At 50.4% G+C, this 21,679-nt stretch carries 17 protein-coding genes and 2 tRNA genes; 11 read left to right on the forward strand and 8 right to left on the reverse strand.

All coding sequences use genetic code 11. The annotated features are described in order from the left end of the window. Positions 1-60: 60 nt before the first annotated feature. Complete coding sequence (locus NFR57_RS04510; protein WP_251182648.1) at positions 61-2,286, forward strand: hybrid sensor histidine kinase/response regulator; 2,226 nt, start codon at positions 61-63, stop codon at positions 2,284-2,286. A 600-nt stretch (positions 2,287-2,886) separates the two neighbouring features. Here NFR57_RS04510 and NFR57_RS04515 read toward each other — a convergent pair. The 5 genes from NFR57_RS04515 to NFR57_RS04535 form a co-directional block, all read right to left on the reverse strand. Beyond that, a tRNA-Pro gene (locus NFR57_RS04515) sits at positions 2,887-2,962 on the reverse strand. A 38-nt stretch (positions 2,963-3,000) separates the two neighbouring features. After that, positions 3,001-3,075 (reverse strand) — tRNA-Gly (locus tag NFR57_RS04520). A 252-nt stretch (positions 3,076-3,327) separates the two neighbouring features. Beyond that, positions 3,328-4,008, reverse strand: coding sequence for an HD domain-containing protein (locus NFR57_RS04525; RefSeq protein ID WP_251182649.1), 681 nt, complete (start codon positions 4,006-4,008; stop codon positions 3,328-3,330). Between the two features lie 5 nt (positions 4,009-4,013). Then, positions 4,014-5,120 carry a UDP-galactopyranose mutase gene (glf, locus tag NFR57_RS04530; RefSeq protein WP_251182650.1) on the reverse strand — a complete coding sequence of 369 codons (1,107 nt, stop codon included), beginning with the start codon at positions 5,118-5,120 and terminating at the stop codon, positions 4,014-4,016. A 68-nt stretch (positions 5,121-5,188) separates the two neighbouring features. Further along, positions 5,189-6,619, reverse strand: coding sequence for a glycosyltransferase family 2 protein (locus NFR57_RS04535; RefSeq protein ID WP_251182651.1), 1,431 nt, complete (start codon positions 6,617-6,619; stop codon positions 5,189-5,191). A 339-nt stretch (positions 6,620-6,958) separates the two neighbouring features. Between NFR57_RS04535 and NFR57_RS04540 the strand changes: the two genes are divergently transcribed. After that, positions 6,959-7,738: a DUF4097 family beta strand repeat-containing protein gene (locus tag NFR57_RS04540; RefSeq protein ID WP_251182652.1), complete on the forward strand. Its 780-nt coding sequence runs from the start codon at positions 6,959-6,961 to the stop codon at positions 7,736-7,738. 145 nt (positions 7,739-7,883) lie between these two features. Here NFR57_RS04540 and NFR57_RS04545 read toward each other — a convergent pair whose 3' ends face one another. Further along, the gene (locus NFR57_RS04545) at positions 7,884-9,866 is read right to left on the reverse strand and encodes a zinc ribbon domain-containing protein (protein ID WP_251182653.1); all 1,983 of its coding nucleotides are present in this window, start codon (positions 9,864-9,866) and stop codon (positions 7,884-7,886) included. A 305-nt stretch (positions 9,867-10,171) separates the two neighbouring features. Here NFR57_RS04545 and NFR57_RS04550 point away from each other — a divergent pair, with 305 nt between their 5' ends. After that, complete coding sequence (locus tag NFR57_RS04550) at positions 10,172-10,459, forward strand: hypothetical protein (RefSeq protein ID WP_251182654.1); 288 nt, start codon at positions 10,172-10,174, stop codon at positions 10,457-10,459. Between the two features lie 196 nt (positions 10,460-10,655). Beyond that, on the forward strand, positions 10,656-11,948 hold the full coding sequence (gene aspS / locus NFR57_RS04555; RefSeq protein ID WP_251182655.1) for an aspartate--tRNA(Asn) ligase: 1,293 nt from the start codon (positions 10,656-10,658) through the stop codon (positions 11,946-11,948). 109 nt (positions 11,949-12,057) lie between these two features. On the opposite strand, the gene NFR57_RS04560 is transcribed toward aspS, so the two are convergent. Beyond that, the gene (locus NFR57_RS04560; protein ID WP_251182656.1) at positions 12,058-12,426 is read right to left on the reverse strand and encodes a metal-dependent transcriptional regulator; all 369 of its coding nucleotides are present in this window, start codon (positions 12,424-12,426) and stop codon (positions 12,058-12,060) included. Positions 12,427-12,617: 191 nt separating this feature from the next. On the opposite strand from NFR57_RS04560, the gene dnaN reads away from it, so the two are divergent. The 6 genes from dnaN to NFR57_RS04590 all read left to right on the forward strand — a co-directional run bounded on the left by dnaN (position 12,618) and on the right by NFR57_RS04590 (position 18,399). Next, positions 12,618-13,721, forward strand: coding sequence for a DNA polymerase III subunit beta (gene dnaN, locus NFR57_RS04565; protein ID WP_251182657.1), 1,104 nt, complete (start codon positions 12,618-12,620; stop codon positions 13,719-13,721). A 166-nt stretch (positions 13,722-13,887) separates the two neighbouring features. Next, entirely contained in the window at positions 13,888-15,015 is a 1,128-nt protein-coding gene (locus NFR57_RS04570) for a hypothetical protein (RefSeq protein ID WP_251182658.1), read from the forward strand. Between the two features lie 5 nt (positions 15,016-15,020). Next, positions 15,021-15,440, forward strand: a complete 420-nt coding sequence (locus NFR57_RS04575; protein ID WP_251182659.1) for an SEL1-like repeat protein — start codon at positions 15,021-15,023, stop codon at positions 15,438-15,440. 4 nt (positions 15,441-15,444) lie between these two features. Next, positions 15,445-16,167 carry a hypothetical protein gene (locus NFR57_RS04580; protein WP_251182660.1) on the forward strand — a complete coding sequence of 241 codons (723 nt, stop codon included), beginning with the start codon at positions 15,445-15,447 and terminating at the stop codon, positions 16,165-16,167. A 205-nt stretch (positions 16,168-16,372) separates the two neighbouring features. Next, complete coding sequence (locus tag NFR57_RS04585; RefSeq protein ID WP_251182661.1) at positions 16,373-17,263, forward strand: helix-turn-helix domain-containing protein; 891 nt, start codon at positions 16,373-16,375, stop codon at positions 17,261-17,263. A 149-nt stretch (positions 17,264-17,412) separates the two neighbouring features. Then, positions 17,413-18,399, forward strand: coding sequence for a hypothetical protein (locus NFR57_RS04590; RefSeq protein ID WP_251182662.1), 987 nt, complete (start codon positions 17,413-17,415; stop codon positions 18,397-18,399). A 126-nt stretch (positions 18,400-18,525) separates the two neighbouring features. Here the strand turns inward: NFR57_RS04590 and NFR57_RS04595 are convergent, their stop codons facing one another. Further along, positions 18,526-20,136, reverse strand: coding sequence for a zinc ribbon domain-containing protein (locus tag NFR57_RS04595; RefSeq protein ID WP_251182663.1), 1,611 nt, complete (start codon positions 20,134-20,136; stop codon positions 18,526-18,528). Between the two features lie 339 nt (positions 20,137-20,475). On the opposite strand from NFR57_RS04595, the gene NFR57_RS04600 reads away from it, so the two are divergent. Continuing rightward, a complete protein-coding gene (locus NFR57_RS04600) occupies positions 20,476-21,672 on the forward strand; it encodes a hypothetical protein (RefSeq protein WP_251182664.1) in 1,197 nt (398 codons plus the stop codon). Positions 21,673-21,679 lie beyond the last annotated feature (7 nt).

The following is a 21,679-nucleotide window of genomic DNA, read 5'->3' on the forward strand; positions in this document are numbered from 1 at the left end:
TGACAATACAATGTATTATGTGATAAAATCTATAAAATACATGTTCAAAGGAGTGAAATTATGGATAGGCAAACGCATGAAAACAGCATAATCGAATACATGCTGACGCTGTTGCATATCGCCGACGACTCGCCTTTGAACACCGCTAAAAAGAGCAACGACGCTCCGACGGGCGCAGAACTGCTGTATTTGGAAACCGCGCGGCAAATCAAAGCGTTTATCGACGAGATCCCCGGCGGGTTTTTGATATATAACGCCGACGGCGCGGAAGAAATAGTGTACGCAAACAAAGCGTTAATCAGTATCTTCAAATGCAAAAACCTCGCCGAGTTCAAAACTCTTACGGGCAACTCCTTTAACGGCATGGTTCACCCCGACGATATAGACGCCGTACAAAAGAGCATAAAATCGCAGATTTCCAACAGCCCCGACAACCTCGATTACGTCGAGTATCGCATTATGCGCAAGGACGGAATCGTGCGCTGGGTGGAGGATTACGGACATTTTATCCACAGCGAAACGGCTGGCAATTTTTATTACGTGTTTATAAGCGACGCGACCGAAAAGGTCACGCGCAGAATGGCGGAAACCGCGACTATAATAAACGAAGGCAAGGCAAAAGAGCAAAAACTCCAAAGCCTTATCGAAGAATACGACAAAGAACGCAAACTTATTCGGCAGGAACACTTGCAACGCTTGGAGGTGATAGAGGGATTGAGCGTCAATTACGACTCGATACTCTATGCCGACCTCGACGGCGACAAAGTTTTGCCCTACCGATTGAGCACGCGGCTCGAACGCCAGTTTGAACAGCGTTTGCAAGTTCGGGAATTGCAATGGTTTTTGACCGACTATGTCAAAGTATGGGTGCACCCCGACGACCGCGAACGCGTGCGGCAAAAGACGTCCGTCGAGTATATCAAAAAAGCGCTCGAAAACAATCAGACGTACTATCTTAATTACAGGTGCATACAGAACGGCGAAACGCAGTATATTCAGTTGCGTATAGTCAACGTCGGCAACCGCGATCACGTGTCGCAGATAGTCATGGGCTATCGCAACGTGGACGAAGAAGTTTTACAGCAAATTAAACAGAAACAACTTCTCGAAGTCGCGCTCAATAACGCAAAGATAGCCGAGGTCGCAAAAAACACATTCCTGTCCAACATGTCGCACGACATGCGCACCCCGCTCAACGCGATTTTCGGCTACGTCGCGCTCGCCAAAAAGAACGCGGACAAAGGCAAATCCACGCGCGCTTATCTTGACAAGATAGAAACGGCAAGCAATCAAATTCTCGAACTGATAGACAAAGTCTTGGAAATTTCGTACATGGAGACGCAAGACTATGCCGTCAAGGAAGAACCGTGCAATATCCTCGACTTTATGCGCGACATACACGCCGCATCCATAAACGCCGCCGCGCAAAAAAATATCTCGCTCGCCTTGCATGCGGATTCGGTCAAGCACGCAAACGTGTATGCCGACAGCCACAAGCTCGCGCAAGTGCTTAACCACATCGTCGGCAACGCCATCAAGTACACCAAAGCAGGCGGGAACGTAGTAATCTCGGTGTCCGAAAAGACAAACGACAAATCGGGCGAGTTCGTCACCTTCTACTTCACAGTCGAAGACAACGGCATAGGCATATCCAAGCACACGCTCGACCGCATATTCGAGCCGTTCGAGCGCGAGCACAACACCACGTTGAGCGGCGTATACGGGCTGGGGCTCGGTCTCACAATCGCAAAACACCTTATGGAAACCATGGGCGGCGATATAACGGTAGAGAGCGAGCTCGGCAAAGGCAGTAAGTTCACCGCAATTTTGAGCCTGCGCGCCGAATCCGAAACGGACGAACAACAAATCGAAGCGGAAGCCGCGCTAAATGCTTGCGCCCGCGGCAAAAAGATTCTTATTGTCGAGGACAACGAAATCAATCTGGAAATCGAAACGGAAATATTGCAAGACCTCGGTTACGAAACGGACTTCGCGCCCAACGGCAAAATCGCCGTCGAAAAAGTGCAATCGTCCGCCAATGACGAATATGCGCTGGTGCTGATGGATATACAAATGCCCGTCATGGACGGACGCACCGCCGCAAAGGAAATTCGCAAACTGTCCAACGCCGCGCACGCGAATATTCCCATAATCGCACTGTCGGCAAACGCTTTCGAGAGCGACAAGCGCGAATCCATAGAGGCGGGCATGAACGCGCACTTAACCAAACCCATAGACGTGCCCGTCCTGTCCGAAGCTATTAAATCCGCAATTTGCGAACACTGAATTACGCATATTACAATCCTATATAATATTATAAAAAGTACAGGCGCTTATCGCCTGTACTTTTTCATTATGGAAAGTGTAAACGCATAACCGTTCATTTTAGAATAAACGAACTTTATGACAATTCACTATTTATTATATAAATTTTATAATGGAAAGTGACGATTCAAAATTGGACTAATCTTACTCATCTGCGTGATTAATCGCATAAAGTATTAACTCGCTTCTCGCGCAAGCGGTTAGCGAACTGCGCGGCGAACAGCTTTACTCATATATTGCTTTTTATCTTTTTCTATTATTTTACGTTTTATTTATTTCTCTCCGCCGCGCTCTCGTCCCAATGCCACTTCAACTGCAACAAAAAACCGCCGTTTGGCGGTTTCTGTTGTGGTCGAAGTGGCGAGACTGCCGCGGATTCGCGGCGGGCTTTGCGCGCTTCTCGCGCAATCGCCTAGCGAACTGCGCGGCGAACAGCTTTACTCATATATTGCTTTTTATCTTTTTCTATTATTTTACGTTTTATTTATTTCCCTCCGCCGCGCTCTCGTCCCAATGCCACTTCAACTGCAACAAAAAACCGCCGTTTGGCGGTTTCTGTTGTGGTCGAAGTGGCGAGACTCGAACTCGCGGCCTCATGGTCCCGAACCATGCGCGCTACCAACTGCGCTACACCTCGTTATTCGCGGCGCGGAAGTCTATGTCCTTTGCCGCGCTTGGAGCGGAAAACGGGAATCGAACCCGCAACCTTCAGCTTGGGAAGCTACTGCTCTACCATTGAGCCATTTCCGCACAATCACAGATTGTTTCCCTGATTGCTTATTCGCTATCGGACTTTTACCGTTATTACGATATTTTGTCCGATTTACGCCGCACAATCACAGATTGTTTCCCTGATTGCTTATTCGCTATCGGACTTCTATTGTTCTTACGATATTTTGTCCGATTTTTCTTTCCGATTGCGTGATGTATTATATCACGATTGATTTATTTTGTCAAACTCTTTTTAGTTTATTTTAAAATTTTAAAGGTTATGCCGTTCCGTTATTCGGTCAACAGGGTTTTAAGTTCCGTCATGCCGTTTGTATACGTTTTGCAGACTTCCGCATACAGGCTATTGTAAAAGTCGCGCGCGGCGGCTTGACGTTCTTGCGCTATCTGCGCGCCGCGTTCCGTATAGAACCGCGAATACAAGTTTTTCAGTTTGAAATTGTATTCTTGAAAAAAGGACGGCGCGCACTCGTTTTCGCCGTTCGTCGGCATGCCGTTTTTATCGACCGAATACAGCGGGTCGCTGACCGTGCCTTTATACACAAGCGTGCGCGCTATGCCCATTGCGCCCGTCACGTCCAGTTTGTCCGCGTCGAACAGAATTTTCGCTTCCACGCTCTGCGGCGCGCGATCTTTTCTGAACCTGTGTGTTTTTATGCAATCGGCTACTGCGGTTGCCGTCGCTTCGTCCGCGCCGCTCTCGATTAGAAACGCGCGAGCTTTTTGCGCGCCGACTTCCGCGTGGTCTTTACTCGGGTCTTCAAACTGTTCCTTTCTGCCTATGTCGTGCAACAGACACGCCGCAATCAGCACGTCGTAATTAACGCCGCGCTCGGTCTTGGCAATTTCGACGGCGTTGTACAAAACTCTGTAAACATGCTGCTTGTCGTGCGCCGCGTCGCTCATACATGAGCACATGTATTTTTCTATATCGGCAAAAGTCACGCTGTCCATACTAACTATTTAAGCCCGTCGGCGAGCGCGAACACCGCCGCGACCGTATCGTCCATATCATAATATTTATAGCCCGCAAGCCGACCGCCGAACAAAGTTTTTTCGCTCTTTGCCGCTTCCGCCGCGTACTTTTTATATAGCGCGGTATTCTTTTCGTCGTTTATCGGATAGTACGGCTCGCTTCCCTTCTCGAACTTTTCGGGATATTCGCGCGTGACGACCGTTCTGTCGCTCACCTGCGTTTTGTCGAAATGCTTGTGCTCGATTATGCGCGTGAACGGCGTTTCGTAGTCGGTATAGTTGACCACGGCGTTGCCTTGAAAATCGTCCGTTTCGATTGTTTCCGTTTCGAACCTTAACGATCTGTATTCGAGTTCGCCGAACTTATAATCGAAATATCTGTCGATTTCGCCCGTGTACAGCACGCGTTCCGCCATGCCGTCGAACTTGGCTCGGTCCGAAAAGTAATCGATGCCCAACATCACGTCCGTGCCGCTCAACATATTTTTGATCATTTGCGAATATCCGCCGATCGGGATACCTTGAAACCTGTCGTTGAAATAGTTATTGTCGTAAGTGAACCGCAACGGCACGCGCCCGATAATAAACGCGGGCAAATATTTGCAATCCCTGCCCCACTGCTTTTCGGTGTAACCTTTGATGAGCGTTTTATACACGTCCTCGCCCACAGACCGCAACGCCTTTTCTTCGAGGTTTTGCGGCTCGCCGTCGCCCGCCGCCGCGCGCTGTGCGTCTATAACGGCGCGAGCCTCCGCGGGGGTGCGAACGCCCCACAGCCGATTGAACGTATACATATTGAACGGCAGGCTGTACAGCGTGCCTTTGTAATTGGCAATCGGGCTGTTTACGAAGTTGTTGAACTGCGCAAAGCGGTTTACGTACTTCCACACGCGCTCGTCGCTCGTATGAAAAATATGCGCGCCGAATTTGTGCACGGTAATACCCTCGACCTGTTCGGTCGCAATGTTCCCGCCTATCGCTTCGCGCTTTTCTATTATCAAACAACGCTTGCCGCGCTCGGTCATGATCTGCGCAAAGCACGCGCCGAAAAGTCCCGCACCGACAATCAAGTAATCGTATTTATTTTTCATTACTACCTCGCGCAAGCACGCGCCCGCGCGGTTTATTTGCTTTTTTTAAAAACGGCTCGGCACCGCTGTTATTCGCCATGCGCGTTATCCGCCGCGGGAACTCCACCGCCGTCCGCGTCCGTTTGCGCTTGCGCTACCTCGTCGCCGCCCGTCGCCGCGCTTTCCGCCGCGACCTGACCGCCACCGATACTTATAGTCGAGGTGTTGCGTTTAATCTGCTTCCACTTGGGCTTGCTGAACACGCCGAGCGTAATTGCTATTGCGTAGATAATCATGAACGCGGGGAACAGGAACACCGCGGGCAACATTTTGCGCACGGGCGCTTTTATGCGCTTATGCTCCAAACCGACCGCGAGCAACGCTTGAAGTATGAACGCGAGCACAAACGCGCAAGAGAGCATTATTCCTATCATTTTAAGGCATTTGTAAAAATTGCTGAATTCCATGCCGTTGGCGTCAACGGGGAAAATGCCGAACTTCATTTCCATGATTCCGTGATATATCAGGTAAAAAATATAGTACACGGGCAACCACAGACACATAAGCACGCACACGGGTATAAACATGAGCGTCAAGAACATGTCTATATACGTCCACTTCCAACGCACGAAAAACAAACCGAGCGATTTTATGCCCTGCGTATAGAACAGTGAGTGCAACGCGCCCGCCATGCGCTTATAGCGGTTGAACGTGTCTTTAAGCGTGGAGGGCTGATCTTCGTACACGATAGCGTCCTTGACGTACATCGTTTTTATCTTGTCCTGATTGAGCCGACGCATAGTGAACTCCGCGTCGTCCGACGACGACAGGCAGTCCCAGCCGTGCTTTTCGATTATTTCCGCGGAGAACATCATGCCTGCGCCGCCGAGCATAGTGCCCTGCCCGATAGCCGAACGGAAATGACTGGCAAAGCGGCAATCGCGGATATACCACAAACCCGATATTCCCGTAACGACGTTTTGGTCGATATTCTTGGAATTGGAATAGCCGCGCGCGCACTTTACGCCTGCGTCGAACGCGTCGTTCATGCGCGAAATGTAATCCGGCTCCATAAGGTTGTCCGCGTCGAATTTTATAAACGCCTCGTAGCCCTTATGTTCTTCCATTATTTTCTCGAACAGATATTTAAGCGCGTAACCCGCCTTGCGGTGCTTGGGGTCGTTGTCGGTGCGCTCGTAAACTATCGCGCCCGCCTTGCGCGCAAGCTCGGCGGTGTTGTCCGTACAGTTGTCCGCAACTACGTACACGTCGAAAAGATCGCGCGGGTAGTCCGATTTGAGTATACATTTTATCGTATCGGCAATAACGTCCGCTTCGTTCCGCGCGGGTATGACAATGCCGAACCTGTGTTGCGTTTTGGCTTTGGGATAAGTTTTTGCCTTGACGAAAAACAATAATATATAAAATACCTGTATGGAAAACGCTATGCCCAAAATTTGGAGCAATACGTAATCGTTTATTATATGAAGGACATAGTCCAGAGTTTCCAGTGCTTCCATTTACCGTTCCTGTCGCCGCGGCGGACAGCCCGACGCGCGTCGCTTGTTTGTGTGCAAAAGCGTATAAACAGAGCACAAACCCCGCACACATGTTTGATAATTATACACCGCGTTGCGAATATTGTCAAGCCCGCACGCGCAAAACGCCCGAAAAACACCCTGCTTATTGTATTTTTTGGAGTTTTGCGACCTATTATGTAAGATCTGCGACATTTTTCGTCCCATTTCCGCACGGACGACGGCGATTGCCGCACCCGACGGCATGGACCGCGATTTGCTTGATTTATGGCGCAAAATACTATAAACTATGTAGGGGCAAAACACAACCCGTAGGTGAACATGGATTTAGATGACGTAAAAAACATATCGGTGTACGGCGCAAACTGCGTGGTAGACATATCGCGCGGGAACGACGACACGTGTCGCTTCGTGTCCGCCAAGGAAAAGAACTTCCGCGTGGAGGCGGTTGACGGGCAGTTGACCGTTACGCAAAAGTCGGGCAACCTGCTGTCGCGCATTATCATGCGGCGCATAGAGTTTAAACTTATTCTCCCCCGCAGTTTTAACGGCAGACTGCGACTGCGCAACAAGAACGGCGGGCTGTACCTTAAAGGCGGGAACTTTGCCGACGTGGACGTGTCCACCAAAAACGGCAAGTTCGACGTCGAGGACGTTGCCTGCGCCGAGTTTGCGCTTAAAATGCGCAACGGCAGTATTTTGATAAAAAACATGAAAGCCGCGCGCGACGTTACTTTAAAATGCTCCAACGGCAATATCAAAGCGGAATCGGTCGCCGCGCAGGAACTCACTATTTCCTGCCACAATGCGGGACTGTCCGCCGTCGATATTAAAACCGATAAGTTCGACTGCTCCACGCACAACGGCACTATCGACGCGAGCGCGCTCGACACGTCCGATATTCGGCTGGAAACTTCCAACGGCAAGATTACCGCCATGGCGCTCGGCAAGCGCGACGATTACAGACTGACGCTCGAAACAGCCAACGGCACTATCGCCGTAGACGGCACGCCGAGCAAAAACATATCGGACGTTGCCGCCGCAAAAAAACGGCTGAACGCCCGCACTTCCAACGGCGATATAGATATAAGATTTGTTTAGGATTAAGCGCGCACTAACTCGGCTTTGCGCTATCCGTAAATTAAAAATACCCCCTCGCGTTATGCGAGAGGGCGCGGCGGAATTTTCGCCGCTTTTTCTTTTGTAAATCAACTTAACAGCCGCTCGCAATCGCTCGGCTCCCCGCTTATTGCGCGGCGTTTTCGTCCACGACGGGCGTAACGGTCGGCTCGTCGTCGGGCGCACTGCCGTCGCTCGGCGCATCCGCTACGTGTTCCGTTGTTTCCGTCGCGGATGCGGTTGTTTCCTCCGCGATCGTCGCATGCTCGTTATTATCTGCCTCGGCGGATTGCGGCGCGGGATTTGTCTGCGCGCCCACTGCCGCTTGCGCCGCCGCACCGCCGCCCTGTTGCGTCGCGACCGTCGCGGCATAACTCTTTGCGTTTTTGGGTCTGAACGCGAGTTCCAAAACGAACGCCGCGATTGCAAACGCCATTGCGACATACGCGAACGCGCGCGCGACAAACTTTATCATAGTCGCTATGCCGGTACTGAAACCCAACCCGTTATCCATTACGGGCGTGGAGTCGGCGGCGGCGATAATCGCGGGGGTCGTCGCAAAAGCGATAAGCGCAATAACGCCGACAAGCGAGAGCACGTCGATACGCGGTTTTTGTTCGGTTTTGTTTGCCAGTACGGTAAACGATTTTACCATTGCCGCAAACAGCACGGAGAACGCAATCAAGCCGATCGCCAACACAGCAACGCACGAAGCAATACTCGCGTCCGAATATCCTATTGTAACGCCTTCGACGCTATTTAAATCCAACACGGTGAAAATACTTTCAAACGCCATACCGAGCGGACCTGTTACTACTTGCGTCACATTTACATCATTCATACTTTGAATTAGATGATAAGACAATATATTGGAACACAGCATGAAGAACGCGATTAAAGAAAGTGCGGAACATGTTGCGCGCTTGACAATAAACATCAAACCCTTATCGGTCATAACGGCTTTGCCAATAGCGCAACCGAAAAACGCAAGCGCGGTCATCAAGGCGACGGCGAACATCGCTCCGCCCGCCGACAAAAGCGGCGAAACAGACAGAACGGCAAGCCCCGCGCCCGACATTATCAAGGCGGTTAACAAGTAACCGAAGAGCTTGCTCTGCTTTTTACGCACCATGCCGATAATTGCCAATATAAGGAAAACCAACGACACAATCGCAATACCTATCTGCACGGCGGCGGTTATCAACGCCATAACGAGCGCCAAAACCGCTGTGTTACGCTGGGCAATCAGCGCGGCTTCCATTTCTTTTTCCACTTCTTCGCCTACAAGGTAGTCGAGCGCGCCCACCGTTGTAAATACAAATTGAAAGGCGAGTAAATTTATATCCGACATATATTTTTCAAATAATTCGGCATATTTTTCATTTACGGCGTCTTCCGTAGCGAACTGATGTGTTTTCCTCCAAGCGCTTAACGCAGATAATACACTTTTGTATGCAACCGAGTAATCGGCATAAACTTCCTGTATTAGTTTGCGGTCGGACGAATCGTTAATATCGAGCGATACGTATTTAACCGAACCCATAACCTGCCATATCGACTGATCGATTTCGATAACCGAACCTTCGGCGTATTTCGATTCCATAGAATCGTCAAACGACATAGTCGGATCGGAAGCTATCATTCTGACGGGCGCAAACAGCGAAACGAATATGAATATAAACGCGAGCACGGCTATTATGCCGTTTATTATAACGCAATGCTTTTTCTCGAACGCCGCGACTTTGGATTTGGCTTCGACAAAACTTTGCTTCGCCGATTTTTTGGGCGCGTTGGCGCAGTTGGGCGCGGGCTGTGCGTTTACGGGCGTTGTATACGCGGGCGTTGCGGCTGTCTGCGGGGCGGGTTTTGCCGCGCCGCTCACGGGCGATCCGCAGTTAAAACAAAAAGCCGCGTCGGGCGAAAGAGCCGCGCCGCACGTGGCGCAACGCTTTGACTTGGGCGTGCCGCATTTGCCGCAAAACGCGGCGTCGGGCGACAACGGCGCGCCGCAAGACGCGCACAGTTCTTCCGAGGGCAACTGCGCGCCGCAATTCCCGCAGAACCTGTTGTCGGGCGGGTTGTCGTAACCGCAGTTTTTGCACTTACTCATATTCCTTTATCCTCCTATTATATCGGACAACGCGCTAATGCAACGCGCTTGTCTTATACCGTAACCATGCCGACGGACACGTTCGGCGAGCGTTCCGTTTACAGCGATAATACAATTATACACAATATTATATATAATGTCAACACGCGTTTAACAAATTTATCCGCTGTTTTTATGCGGACAAACAGCGATACGCGCCGCAAAAAATAAAAAAGCAATACTTGTAACGCTTTGCCTGTTTATGTCATAAACCGATATTAAGACGCCTCCGAAACGCCGCTTACATACTACTACGGAGGTGTTATATGTTCTTCTTTAACAACTGTCACTCTTGCTGCTGCAACCGCCAAAACGACTGCGTGCGCTGTCGTCCCGAATCCGAGTGCGATTGCAATGCGCACAACCACTGTCACGCGAACCACGACTGCGGACGTTGCGACTGTTGCCGCAATCGGCAGAACGACTGCTGCCGCCGTCCCGTTTGCGACCGTTGCAAATGCTGCTGCTGCAAATGCTGCCACGGCATAATGCCGCTCGGCATGAACGGCATGGGCAACGGCGGCGACTGCGGGCGCAACGACTGCGGTTGCTGATTGCCGTCGCGCCGTTTTTTAAAATTATGACGTAAAGCGATCTGCGGACGATCCGCGCCGATCCGTTATCGGTTTTGCCGATACGGGTCGGTTTTTTTGTTGACGCTTTCGGCAGCGAATATCGGCGATAATAATTGACATTTTATATCGTCGGTGATAAAATGTACTAAAATAAATCCACGGAGAAAACACCGTCATGAAAAGAACGTACATCAAAGACCTGACCGAGGGCGAACACCTTATAAAAGGCTACGTCGAAACGATACGCGACAAGAAAATAATGTTTCTCGTCATACGCGACGTTACGGGCTTTGTGCAAGTTACGATAGAAAAGGACAACCCTACTTACGACGAAGCCAAAAAGCTCACGCCGCACAGCTTTGTGGCGATCACGGGCAAGTGCGTGTATTCGGAATACGTGCGCAACGGCGGCAAGGAAATCTACCCCACCGCCATTGAAATCATGAGCATAGCCGACCTTGTTCCGCTAAACGCCGAGAGCGGACAGGATTTGCGCATGGACTATCGCTGGATAGACCTGCGCGACGAAAAAAAGGTATTTATGTTCCGCATACAGACCGCGTTCGAGCGGCTTGCGGTCGAATACTTTAACAACAACGGCTTTATAGAAATTCACACGCCCAAAATCACCGCGCTGTCGAGCGAGGGCGGAAGCGAAGTTTTTGAGCTTAAAAACTACTTCGGACAAAAAGCGTACCTTACGCAAAGCCCCCAGCTCTACAAACAAATGAGCATGATGGCGGGGTTTGACAAAACCTTTGAGATTGGCGAGTATTTTCGCGCCAACCCCAGCTTTACCTCCCGTCACGACACCGAATTTACGGGCATAGACGTGGAAATTTCGTTTATCGATTCGCACCACGACGTTATGGACGCGGAAGAAGCGTTGCTCGCATATGTGATTAACGGCGTAAAAGCGCAGTTCAACGACGAATACAAAAAGTATTTCGGCAACGATATAATTTCGCTCGACTATAAAATCCCGCGCATAACGCTTGCCGATGCGTACAAAATTCTAAAAGACGAAATGAATTACGAAGTGCCGCGCGCGCTCAAAGGCGACCTCGACCCCGACGGCGAAAAACTTATATGCAAGTACGTCAAGGAAAAATACGGCAGTGATTTCGTGTTTATAATCGACTTTCCCGCCAAGGCTCGCGCGTTCTATTCCATGAAAAAAGACGACAACCCCGAACTCACCAAAACTTACGACTTGCTGTTTAAGGGCATAGAAATCACAAGCGGCGCGCAACGCGAACACCGTTACGACAATTTGCGCAAAAACATAGAGGAAAACGGCATCAACCCCGATTCCATGACCGAATATCTCGACTTTTTCCGTTACGGCGCGCCCACACACGGCGGCTTCGGCTTGGGCATAACGCGCACGCTCGTCAAGCTGTTCGACCTGCCGAGCGTCAAGGACGTAACCTTCCTGTTCAGAGGTCCGAGCAGACTGAAACCGTAATAATTCGTTGCCCACGGCAAAACTCAAAAAAAACAAACACAAAACGGAGCAGGCACATACCGCCGCTCCGTTTTTTAATTCTATATATTATAAACAATTATATTTTCCGTTACCGCTTATTGTCCACGTATTTTTTTATCAAGTCGAAAATTCCGTCGTCTATAACGTGTTCTATACGGCACGCATTGGCTTCCGCAAGCTCGGTATCCGCGCCGAGCGCGACGAACAGCTTGGTCAAAACGTTGTGACGTTCGTAAATGGTTTCGGCTTTTTTTGCGCCCGCCTCGGTAAAATCGATAAACCCGTCGTCGGCGACCTTGATATATCCCCTGTCCTGCAACAGGCTTACGCCGCGCGACACGCTGGATTTGGCATAGCCCAGCTTGTCCGCGATGTCGATAGACCGCACTGCGGGACGTTCGCCCTTTAATACGAGTATCGTTTCGAGATACATTTCTTCCGATTCGTGATCTTTCATGTTACGCCCTTTTAAGCGCCGCGACACGCGCCGCGCCGACCGATTATGTTATAATATTGTAGCACAGCGCGCCGTCAAAGTAAAGCGTTTTGCAAAATTCCGTCGTCCGCTCGGTCAAACAAGTCGCATAAATATTGACATTGAATTTTCGTTGTAGTATAATTAAAAGAAAACGCAGGCAGGAGATACAAATGAAAGTAGAATGTAACGGCAACGATTTATGCGAAGCGGTCGCAAAAGTTATTAAAGCGGTTCCCGCGCGCTCGACCAACCCCGTACTCGAAGGCATTAAGCTATCGGCGGAGGACGGCACGCTCACCCTTACCGCTACCGACCTCGAACTGTCCATTGAACACATGATTCGCGCCAACGTCATCGAATCGGGCGACGCGGTTGTGCCGGGCAAACTTTTCGGCGACTTCGTCAAAAAGCTGACGTCGCAGACCATTGTGCTCACCGCCAACGGCTCGCGCCTTAAAATAGATTACGAACGCAGCGAGGGCGAATTCGGTTGCTATCCCTCGGAGCAGTTTCCCGAAGTAAACCGCATAGAGGACACCCAGCATTTCGAGCTCAAAAACGCCGATCTCAAAGACGTGGTCAATAAAGTAGCGTTTTCGGTGTGCACCGACGACGCGCACCCCACTTTAAAAGGCGTGCTTTTGGAAATTAACGACAGCGAAGTCGTCGCGGTCACGACCGACGGTTATCGCCTTGCCAAATGCGTAAAGCCCGTGCTTTCCACCACCGCGTCCACGAGCATAACGGTGCCCGTCCGCGCGGTCATGGAAATTTCGCGTCTGCTTTCGGACAACGACGATCCCGTAAAACTCAATCTTCACAAAAACTTCCTAATGGTGCAAGTGGACTCCACCACCATCACCACGCGGCTTATCGACGGCACGTTCGTCAATTACCGCCAAATAATTCCCCAGCACTTCGACACGCAGGTCTATATCCCCAAAAATCTGTTCGAGGACGCGATCGACCGCGCGGTGCTTATGGCGCGTTCCGAAAAGAACAACAACCTCGTGCGCTTTGACATAGCGCAAACCAACATGACGGTCAGCTCGCACAGCGAGGCGGGCAACGTCGAGGAAAACCTGCCCGTCAACACCGACGGCGCCGACCTTTCCATATCGTTCAACGCGCGCTATTTCACCGAGTTTTTGCACTGCATGAACTGCGAAACCGTCGTGCTCAACCTTACCAACTCGACTTCGGTGTGCGTCGTTTCGCCCGTCGGCGGTTTGGAGGATTATATTTACCTCGTTCTGCCCGTGCGCAGTGTTTGATATTTTATCCCCCGCATACGCGCGTTTATCCCGCTAATAGTAAATTTTTAACCGAAACAACTACCGAAAAAGGCAAACCCGCGGACGGAAATCCCCGTTCTGCGGCGTTTATCCGCGATAAATAATCGTAACGACCAAAATCCACCACCCCGACAACGGAGGCAACATGAAATCCGACATCAATCTCACGCTTAACAAACTTATATCTTATGCGCTCGACAATCTTTTGCTCGATGCGCTCGACGAAACGTATACGCTTAACCGCCTCGCCTCGGCGTGCGGTTTTTCTTCGCCCGTGCGCGACGAAGACGCGGATTACGGCGACGCGACGCTCGAAACGCTTTTGGCGGAGCTTGCCGCCGCCGCGCCCAAAGTCGACGCGACGGTAATCGCGGACATACTGTTCCCCATGCCGCGCACCGTCAACTATTATTTTTCCGCCAAACTCGCGCGCGACGTCAAAAAAGGCGTTGACTTCCTGTTCGATCTGTACGCGCACGGCTACAAAAATCTTTCGCAATCCCCCGCGCTTACCAAAAACGGCTACGCATGCTATTACGGCGACGCGGAAATACCCATGCGCGCCGCAACGCTCAACGTCGGCGAGGAGCTTGTGTACACGCCGCGCGTGCTCGGCAATCATATAGCCGCGCTCGAAAACCGCGACATCATGTCGAACGACGTGTTATCTCGCCAAGCGGCTTACGTATCGGCTTACGGCGGCGCGATTGCCGTCAAATCGGGCGACAATGCGGAATACGCGTGCTGCGACGAAATCGCGCTCGCGTCCGCGCCCGTCAAAAAACAGATTTCAAACGGCACGGTCAAAATCTCGCTTCTCGACTACCCCGCGCCCGCTCTCGCGTTTAACGGCATTGCCAAAAACGCCGTTGTGCGCGAAGCGGGCAAGGCGATAAAAGCCGCCGCACAGGCTGACTACGCTTGCACGGTAGCCGCCGCCGCAAAAGACGGCGTTACGTTCTATATCGTGTTTGCCGACGGCTTAAAACCCAACGAATTTATCAAGTGCAACGGCTCCGCGCTCGATGTGTGCGGCGTTGTTAAAACCGTAAACTGCCTGCCGCTGTTGTCCGTGCTCGAAAAAGGCACCGCGCTCAACAACGAACTTGCGGAGTTCCGCCCCATATATGACAAGATTGGCGGAGTCAAGCTCGGCGACAAAGCCAAAGCCGAACTTTGCGGCGCGCTTGTCGATATGTATATCCCCTTGCTTAAAGCCGCGGCGACGGCGACCGAAGAACAGGTCGCGGCGCTCGTCGAACCCAAACAGTAAAATTTATGAACGAAACCGAAATCGCGGCGCTTAAAGCCCGCGCCGACGCGGACGAGCCCGCGGCTCTGTTCGCCTATTCCGAATATCTGCGCGCGACGGACAACGCCGAGGCAGATAAATATTTGACGCTCGCCGCCCAGCTCGGCTATCCGTTTGCCGCCGAAAAACTGGGCGACAAATATTTCGACGCACAGGACTTCGAGCACGCCGCACAGTATTTTAAGGTAGGCGCAAAAGCGGGGCTTGCCGACTGCGCGGTCAAGCTCGCCGTCATGAAATTAGGCGACAACGAAACCGCCGCGCTTCGCGAACTCGAAGAGCTTGCCGAAAGCGGGGTTAAGTCCGCGTGCTCGGCGCTCGCCGCCTATTACAAATCGCAAGGCAACCGCAAAGAACACGTGTTCTGGCGATCGCTTGCAAAGTGATACAATGAAAAATCCGCACGACAAATCCGAATACAAAAAAATAGACGAACAGACTTCGCCCGTCGCCGACGGCGCGAGCGAGACTGTCGCGCAAAATTCGGACGGCGGCGGTAACGCCGCGCAAGACGGCGCGCCGCAACAAGCCGAACCGACAAAAAAGAAAAAGCAACGCTTGTCCGGCGCATATTATTATGTGGACACCGACGAAAAGAAGTTGGCGGAGCAAGCGTTTATCCGCACCACGCTCACAATCATAGCGTTTATGCTCCAAGTCGTGGTATTGCTCATGCCGCAGGGCGGACTGGAATACGTCACACACAAAATCCCGTCGTACTCGTATGCGTATATGTGGATAGTGTTCGTCATGCTCGGCACGTCGATTTGGATCGTTATAATGAACATGACTCGGTACAAATTTCGCAAGCGCATACCGATCGAGTACGCGCCGCGTAACGGGTTTAAATACCGCGCGTTTTTCGGCGCGGAAGTATATATGGTAATAAACGCCGTTATGGTCGTGCTCGAACTGTCGTTCGTGTGCATACATTACGACGGCGTAGGTTTGGGCGCGCTGTTTGTGTGCGCCGCCGCGCTCGGCTGTGCGATAGCCGCAAGACAGGTTACAAATTTCGCGCTGAAAAACGCGGAGCTTGTCCCCGCCCCCGACGCGCCGCAGGACGACGACAAAACGGTCGAGAGCGAAAACCCCGACGGCGAACAAAAGTAATCACAAGAATAAACGTTTTAAAACCGCGCCCCGTAAGCGCGGTTTTACGTTGCTTTTTTTGCCTTTGGTTAGATATTTTCACGCGGAAAATTTTAAAAATTTTCCACTGCAAATTTTCTCCTTTTTTGTATATTTTTGCTTGCATTATACATCTAAACGTTGTATAATTCTCGCATGAATATCCGAGTTTCGTAACACAATACTATTGAAAGCAGCGAGGCGCGCCATGACCAACGCTAACGACCTTCACGAAACCAAAACGCACGGGCAACTTTCGTTCCCGTATGCGGTTTACAAAAGCGATATACCGAGAGATATGCGGTCGTTCCCCTTGCATTGGCATGACGATGCGGAAATTATATATATAGAGAGCGGGAGCGGCGTAATAACGGTGCAATCGCACGAGCAAAAAGTGGGACGCGGCGATATTATAACCGTGCCGCCGCAATCCGTCCACGCGATAGAGAGCGAGCGCGGTATGCGGTATTTTAACGTACTGTTCAATTTTTCCCTGCTCGACAATTCCGCCAACGACGTGTGCTATGAAAAATACCTAAAACCGCTGTACTGCCAAACCGAACTGCCGCCCATCTTTGCCGAGCGCAAATCGGAATATTACAAACAGCTTTTGCCGCATGTCGCCTACCTAATAGACAACCGTCACAAAATCCAAACCGACGAGCTAAAAATTAAATCCGAGCTGTTTGCGATAATCGACGTACTGCACAGGTTTGCCGTACCCACCGCCGCGGCGGAAATTTCGCTTAAAAACAATTACGACAAGCTGAAAATCCTGCTCGACTACATCAAGTCCGAATACGCCGATGAGTTGAGCGTGGAAGCGGCGGCGGCTATGTGTTCCTATTCCCCGTCGCATTTTATGAAACTGTTTAAAGACCTTACGGGCAAAAGTTTCACTCGGTACGTCGTAGATTACAGGCTGGAAATCGCGGCGCAAAAACTCGCCGAGCCTGCCGTCGGCGTGACCGAGGCGGCGGCGACCGTCGGGTTTAACAACATGTCGTACTTTACGCGCGCGTTTTCGGCAAAGTACGGCGTTACCCCGTCCGAATACAAAAAGCGTTTATCGCAGTAGGCTTTTACGGCGCGCCAATCTGTCACGTTGTTCTGTTACAATTTTTGACAATATTCGACATGCCGGGCAATCGGTTGACACTCCTGCCGCACGGTGATATACTGTGTGCATGCCGTGAAAAAATTATGCGGCAAAAAGGAGATAAGGAAATGAAAAAAAGATTTGCAACTATCGCGGTAGCCGCGGTAATGACGGCGACTTCCGCGTTTGCGTTTATCGGTTGCGGCGGCGACGCAACCGCCGCCAAGTTTGAGTCTTACGAAAAGCAAGCGGACATGACCGAGGAAGAAATAGCCGAGCTCAACTTGACCGACGCCGAAAAAACCGCGGTCGTATCCGCAGAAAAAGGTTTTGTAAACTACACCGAAAGCGCGGTCGCCGCGTATAACGTTTACGCTTCCGCGACGGAAAACGTAAAAAAGATTAAAGTTTACGTCGTCAAGATCGGCAACGAGTACAGATATTACGCCCCCGCGCTCGTAGCGGGCGACGTGCTGACGAAAGCGTATTACGATCAAGTGTTCGACCCGTCCAAGTACATAAACTGCACCATGGTCTACGACATGACCGTCGTAACCACCGCATCCGCGCAGGGCATGTCCGTAAGCATGACTATGAAGACCAACAGCACGTTCAAATGCACTGCCGACAGCGCGCATATAGTAATCGTGTCGTCCGCGTCCATGCTCAATCATACGGAGACGGAAACGACCGAACTCTATGTCGAGTTTGAAAGCAACAACGGATTTAACGGCGATTATACGCTGTACATGAAAGAGGGCGGCGACGCCGAATGGGTCGAATCGTACATGGATTTGTCCGAAGTCGGCTCCGTCGGCGAAATCGAAAACGACTATTCCTATTTTATCAAAACCAACAGCGGCTTTAAGCTCAATTCCGAAAAGTTCGATCTTTATCTGCAAGACGCGATTGACGACTTGAACGGCGTTGCGGGCTTAAATATGGGCTCGCTCAAAGCAACTGCGGAATACAACGTGTACGACGGCAAACTCTCCACCGCAACAGCGGTTGTCAGTGCAAACTTCTCCGCCGACGGCACAAACGGCAACGTTAAGGCGACTACTTCCGCCAAATATTCCGACTTCGGCACGACCGTCGTGTCCGTGCAAATTTAATAGCAAGACGATTGCGGCACAATCCGCAACCGACAAACGGTTATAAACTCAACAAAAAAGCACAAAGCAAAAGAGGTCGATTGTACGACCTCTTTTTGTTGTTGAATTTATTTTGCGTTTACTGTTTTACGCAACGGGTTGTTGCGCCTCGGCGGGCGCGGGTTGTTTACCCGCGGGCTTAAACGCCAAGTCGAACACCGCGGCGATTATAAGCATAATCATGGACACCCACACTTGCGCGCGCATCGTCCACTCCATGCTGCGGTCAAACTCCGTATTATCGCCAAACACCGCCGCAAGTTTTTCTATTAACATTTCCGACAACGCCAATCCGACGATTATCGAAATAAGCATAAACACGGCGGAAGCTATCATGAACGGCGTGCTTTTGGATTTTGATACTTCGCCGAACGCAAGGCGTTTGAGCGACCGCTTCATAGCGGTGAGCGCATACGATATGGCAAACCCCGCCATTAAGATATAGAAAACTACGCCGATATATCCGCTTGCCACGCGCAACAGCAGACTCGCCGCCGCGTTTTCGCCCATGGCGTCCATTAAGTCGAGCGTGGCGAGCATGCCGTAAATGCCGTAACCGGTGGGCACGTTCATAGACTCGGACGCGCCGTCCGAATCGAGCACGGTAATGGAGAAAACGTTGGTTGTAAGCATAAAGAACGCAACTATTGCGACGGTCGCTATTATCGCGCGTTTGATAATTATTATCTTGCGATCCTTTCCTGCGAGCAACGCTCCCACGCCGCCGCATATCAAGTACGCAATCGCCGAGAACAACGCTACCGCAAACATGCCGCCGCCCGCTTTGAGCATGGGCGCGGCAAACATGCACGCAAGCCCCGAGCCCGACAGAGCGATCATAAGTCCGAGATACTTATAAAGTTTTTGTTGCAGTTTCTTTTTTGCCATGCCGATAATCGCGAGTATAAGACGCACTAACGAGAACACGGCAATTACCATAGCGATAACGGTTATCGCCAGTCCGAACGCCATGCTCAAAACCGCCGCCCAATAATCGCCCGAAATCGATATGCCGACGTCCTCGCCGTCCACGCCGCTCGATCCCTTCATAGCCATAATATAGCCCAAATAGTTGAGGTCGGACAAATTATCGGCGACAATATCCGCCATTGCCGACATTTGCTCCACTTCGTCCGCGTCGGGGTGCGCCAATGCCCACGCCGCTACTTCCATACCGATGTTCTTTTTTATTCCCGAAAGCTGTTCGGCAAACTTTATCTTGTCCTCATCGTTCGCTTTAATATAGCCTATCGAGCCTATCATCTGCCATATAGACTGATTGACTTCCGTATAACAGTAAGTTACGCTTTTATCGCCTTCGTCAAGGTCTTCCACTTCCATGTTATAACCGACAACGGAAACGTATTGCACAGTTTTAATAGGCGCAAACAGCGCGACGAGCGCGATTACAAGCGCGCACACCGCAACAATCGCGTTAAGAATAACGCTGTGCTTTTTTTCAAACTCGACGGTTTTGTTTTTCGCCGAATTGAACTTTGCTTTAAACCCGCCTTTCTGTTCGACGGTCGTCGGCTGTTGTCCGCCCTCCGACGCGCTCACCGTCGGCATAATCTGCTCGACAAACGGATCGCTTTTGGCAGGCTCGACAGGATCGGACGGAGCAAGCGCCGCGCCACACGTGGCGCAAAACTTGGAATCGTCCTCGTTATCGAAGCCGCAACTGAAACACTTTTTCATACCTATCTCCTTTGATATTTGATTACTTAAAAACCGCTCGCGCAAGCCGAACTACGTCTACCGCTATCCGTATATATTTACGAACATACCGCCGCAATAATGCGCGCGCGTAACCTCGATTATTTTACCACCGATTTCCGCTCCTGTCAACAATTTTCCACAATTATAACGCTTATTTTACAAATTTCGCACTATAATTCCGTAAACAGCCGACAGATTAAAATACGCACAAAAATAAACATATACGATATTTCTTGTACAATTTGTATATTGCTTGCCATTTTTACCTTATATATAATAAACTTGAAAAATTATGCACCCGCTCGGAGGTTCTTACAAATGACTAAAAAGACAAAGTTTGCGGCTTTGACCGTTGCTTGTTTGTGCGCGGCGACCGCGTTCGCGGCGCCCGCTTGGAGCAACGACGCTCAAGCCAAAAGCTATGCCAACCAAGACCCTACCGAGTACCTCGAAGTCACGCTGTCCGACATGGGTTATACCCCGGAGGGCGGCTACCAAATAGACTATACATATAATAAAGACCTCGAAGCGAACGGACTGGAATACGTGTTCACTATTCAAGACGAACAGTGTTACGCGCTTATGACGTCCGAAACGGACTCCGTCGGCAATGTTTATTACGACGTAATGGAAATATTTTTCGACGCGCCCTCGCCTTTCGCCGACGCGCAAGGCAAAAAAGTTTACCTCGACATGTTCACTTATATAGATTATAAGGACGGCGCGTATTACGAAATTACTTCCGACGCGGAATTGACAAATACACAACTGGACGCGATAGAACAACACGGCTTCGGCGCGGACGACGATTACGAAAACTACGACACAGTTTACGAAGAAATAAATTACGCCAGACGCGAAACCGCGACGTTTACTTTTAATTACGGCTTGCCTACTTACAGCATATCGTCTTACCGCAACGCGTGCGCAAATATATCGGGCGGTATTATTCTCGGTTATTACGACATATTTTGTCCTAATCTTATACCTAATTACTCTACTATTTATACGGTAAATAACAGAACACGATATTATTTACAATCCGCAGAAACGTCCGCGGTTATAGATCAACTGTATTACGACATGAAAACCAACGTGACAAACGGAACGAATGTGCCCAATTTCAAAACGGGTTTATACAATTACGCCAAAAGACAAGGCTATACGGCAACCTACGCAAGCGTCAAATCGGGCGGCGCGTTCGATTACGACAGCTACAAAACGCAAGTTAAAAACGGTAAACCCATTGCGCTATTCCTTATGTCGTTTAATGTTAATGACGGGGTGTTGCCTTACGATGATGCGGATCATATCAGCACTACATATTACACTGTAAATCATGCGATGGTAGGTTGCGGATATTTGGATGTAGATTACTACAATGCGAGCGGCTCTAAATTCAGAAGCGATAAATATCTAAAAATTTCCACAGCTCTTTCTAATATAACAAACGGATATATGAGAATAAACGATAAAGAAAACATTTACGAGGCTCTCGCGGTAACTATAGTATAGGTGCTTA

It is taken from the genome of Anaerocaecibacter muris, assembly GCF_943192945.1.
GTDB classification, from domain to species: domain Bacteria; phylum Bacillota; class Clostridia; order Christensenellales; family Pumilibacteraceae; genus Anaerocaecibacter; species Anaerocaecibacter muris.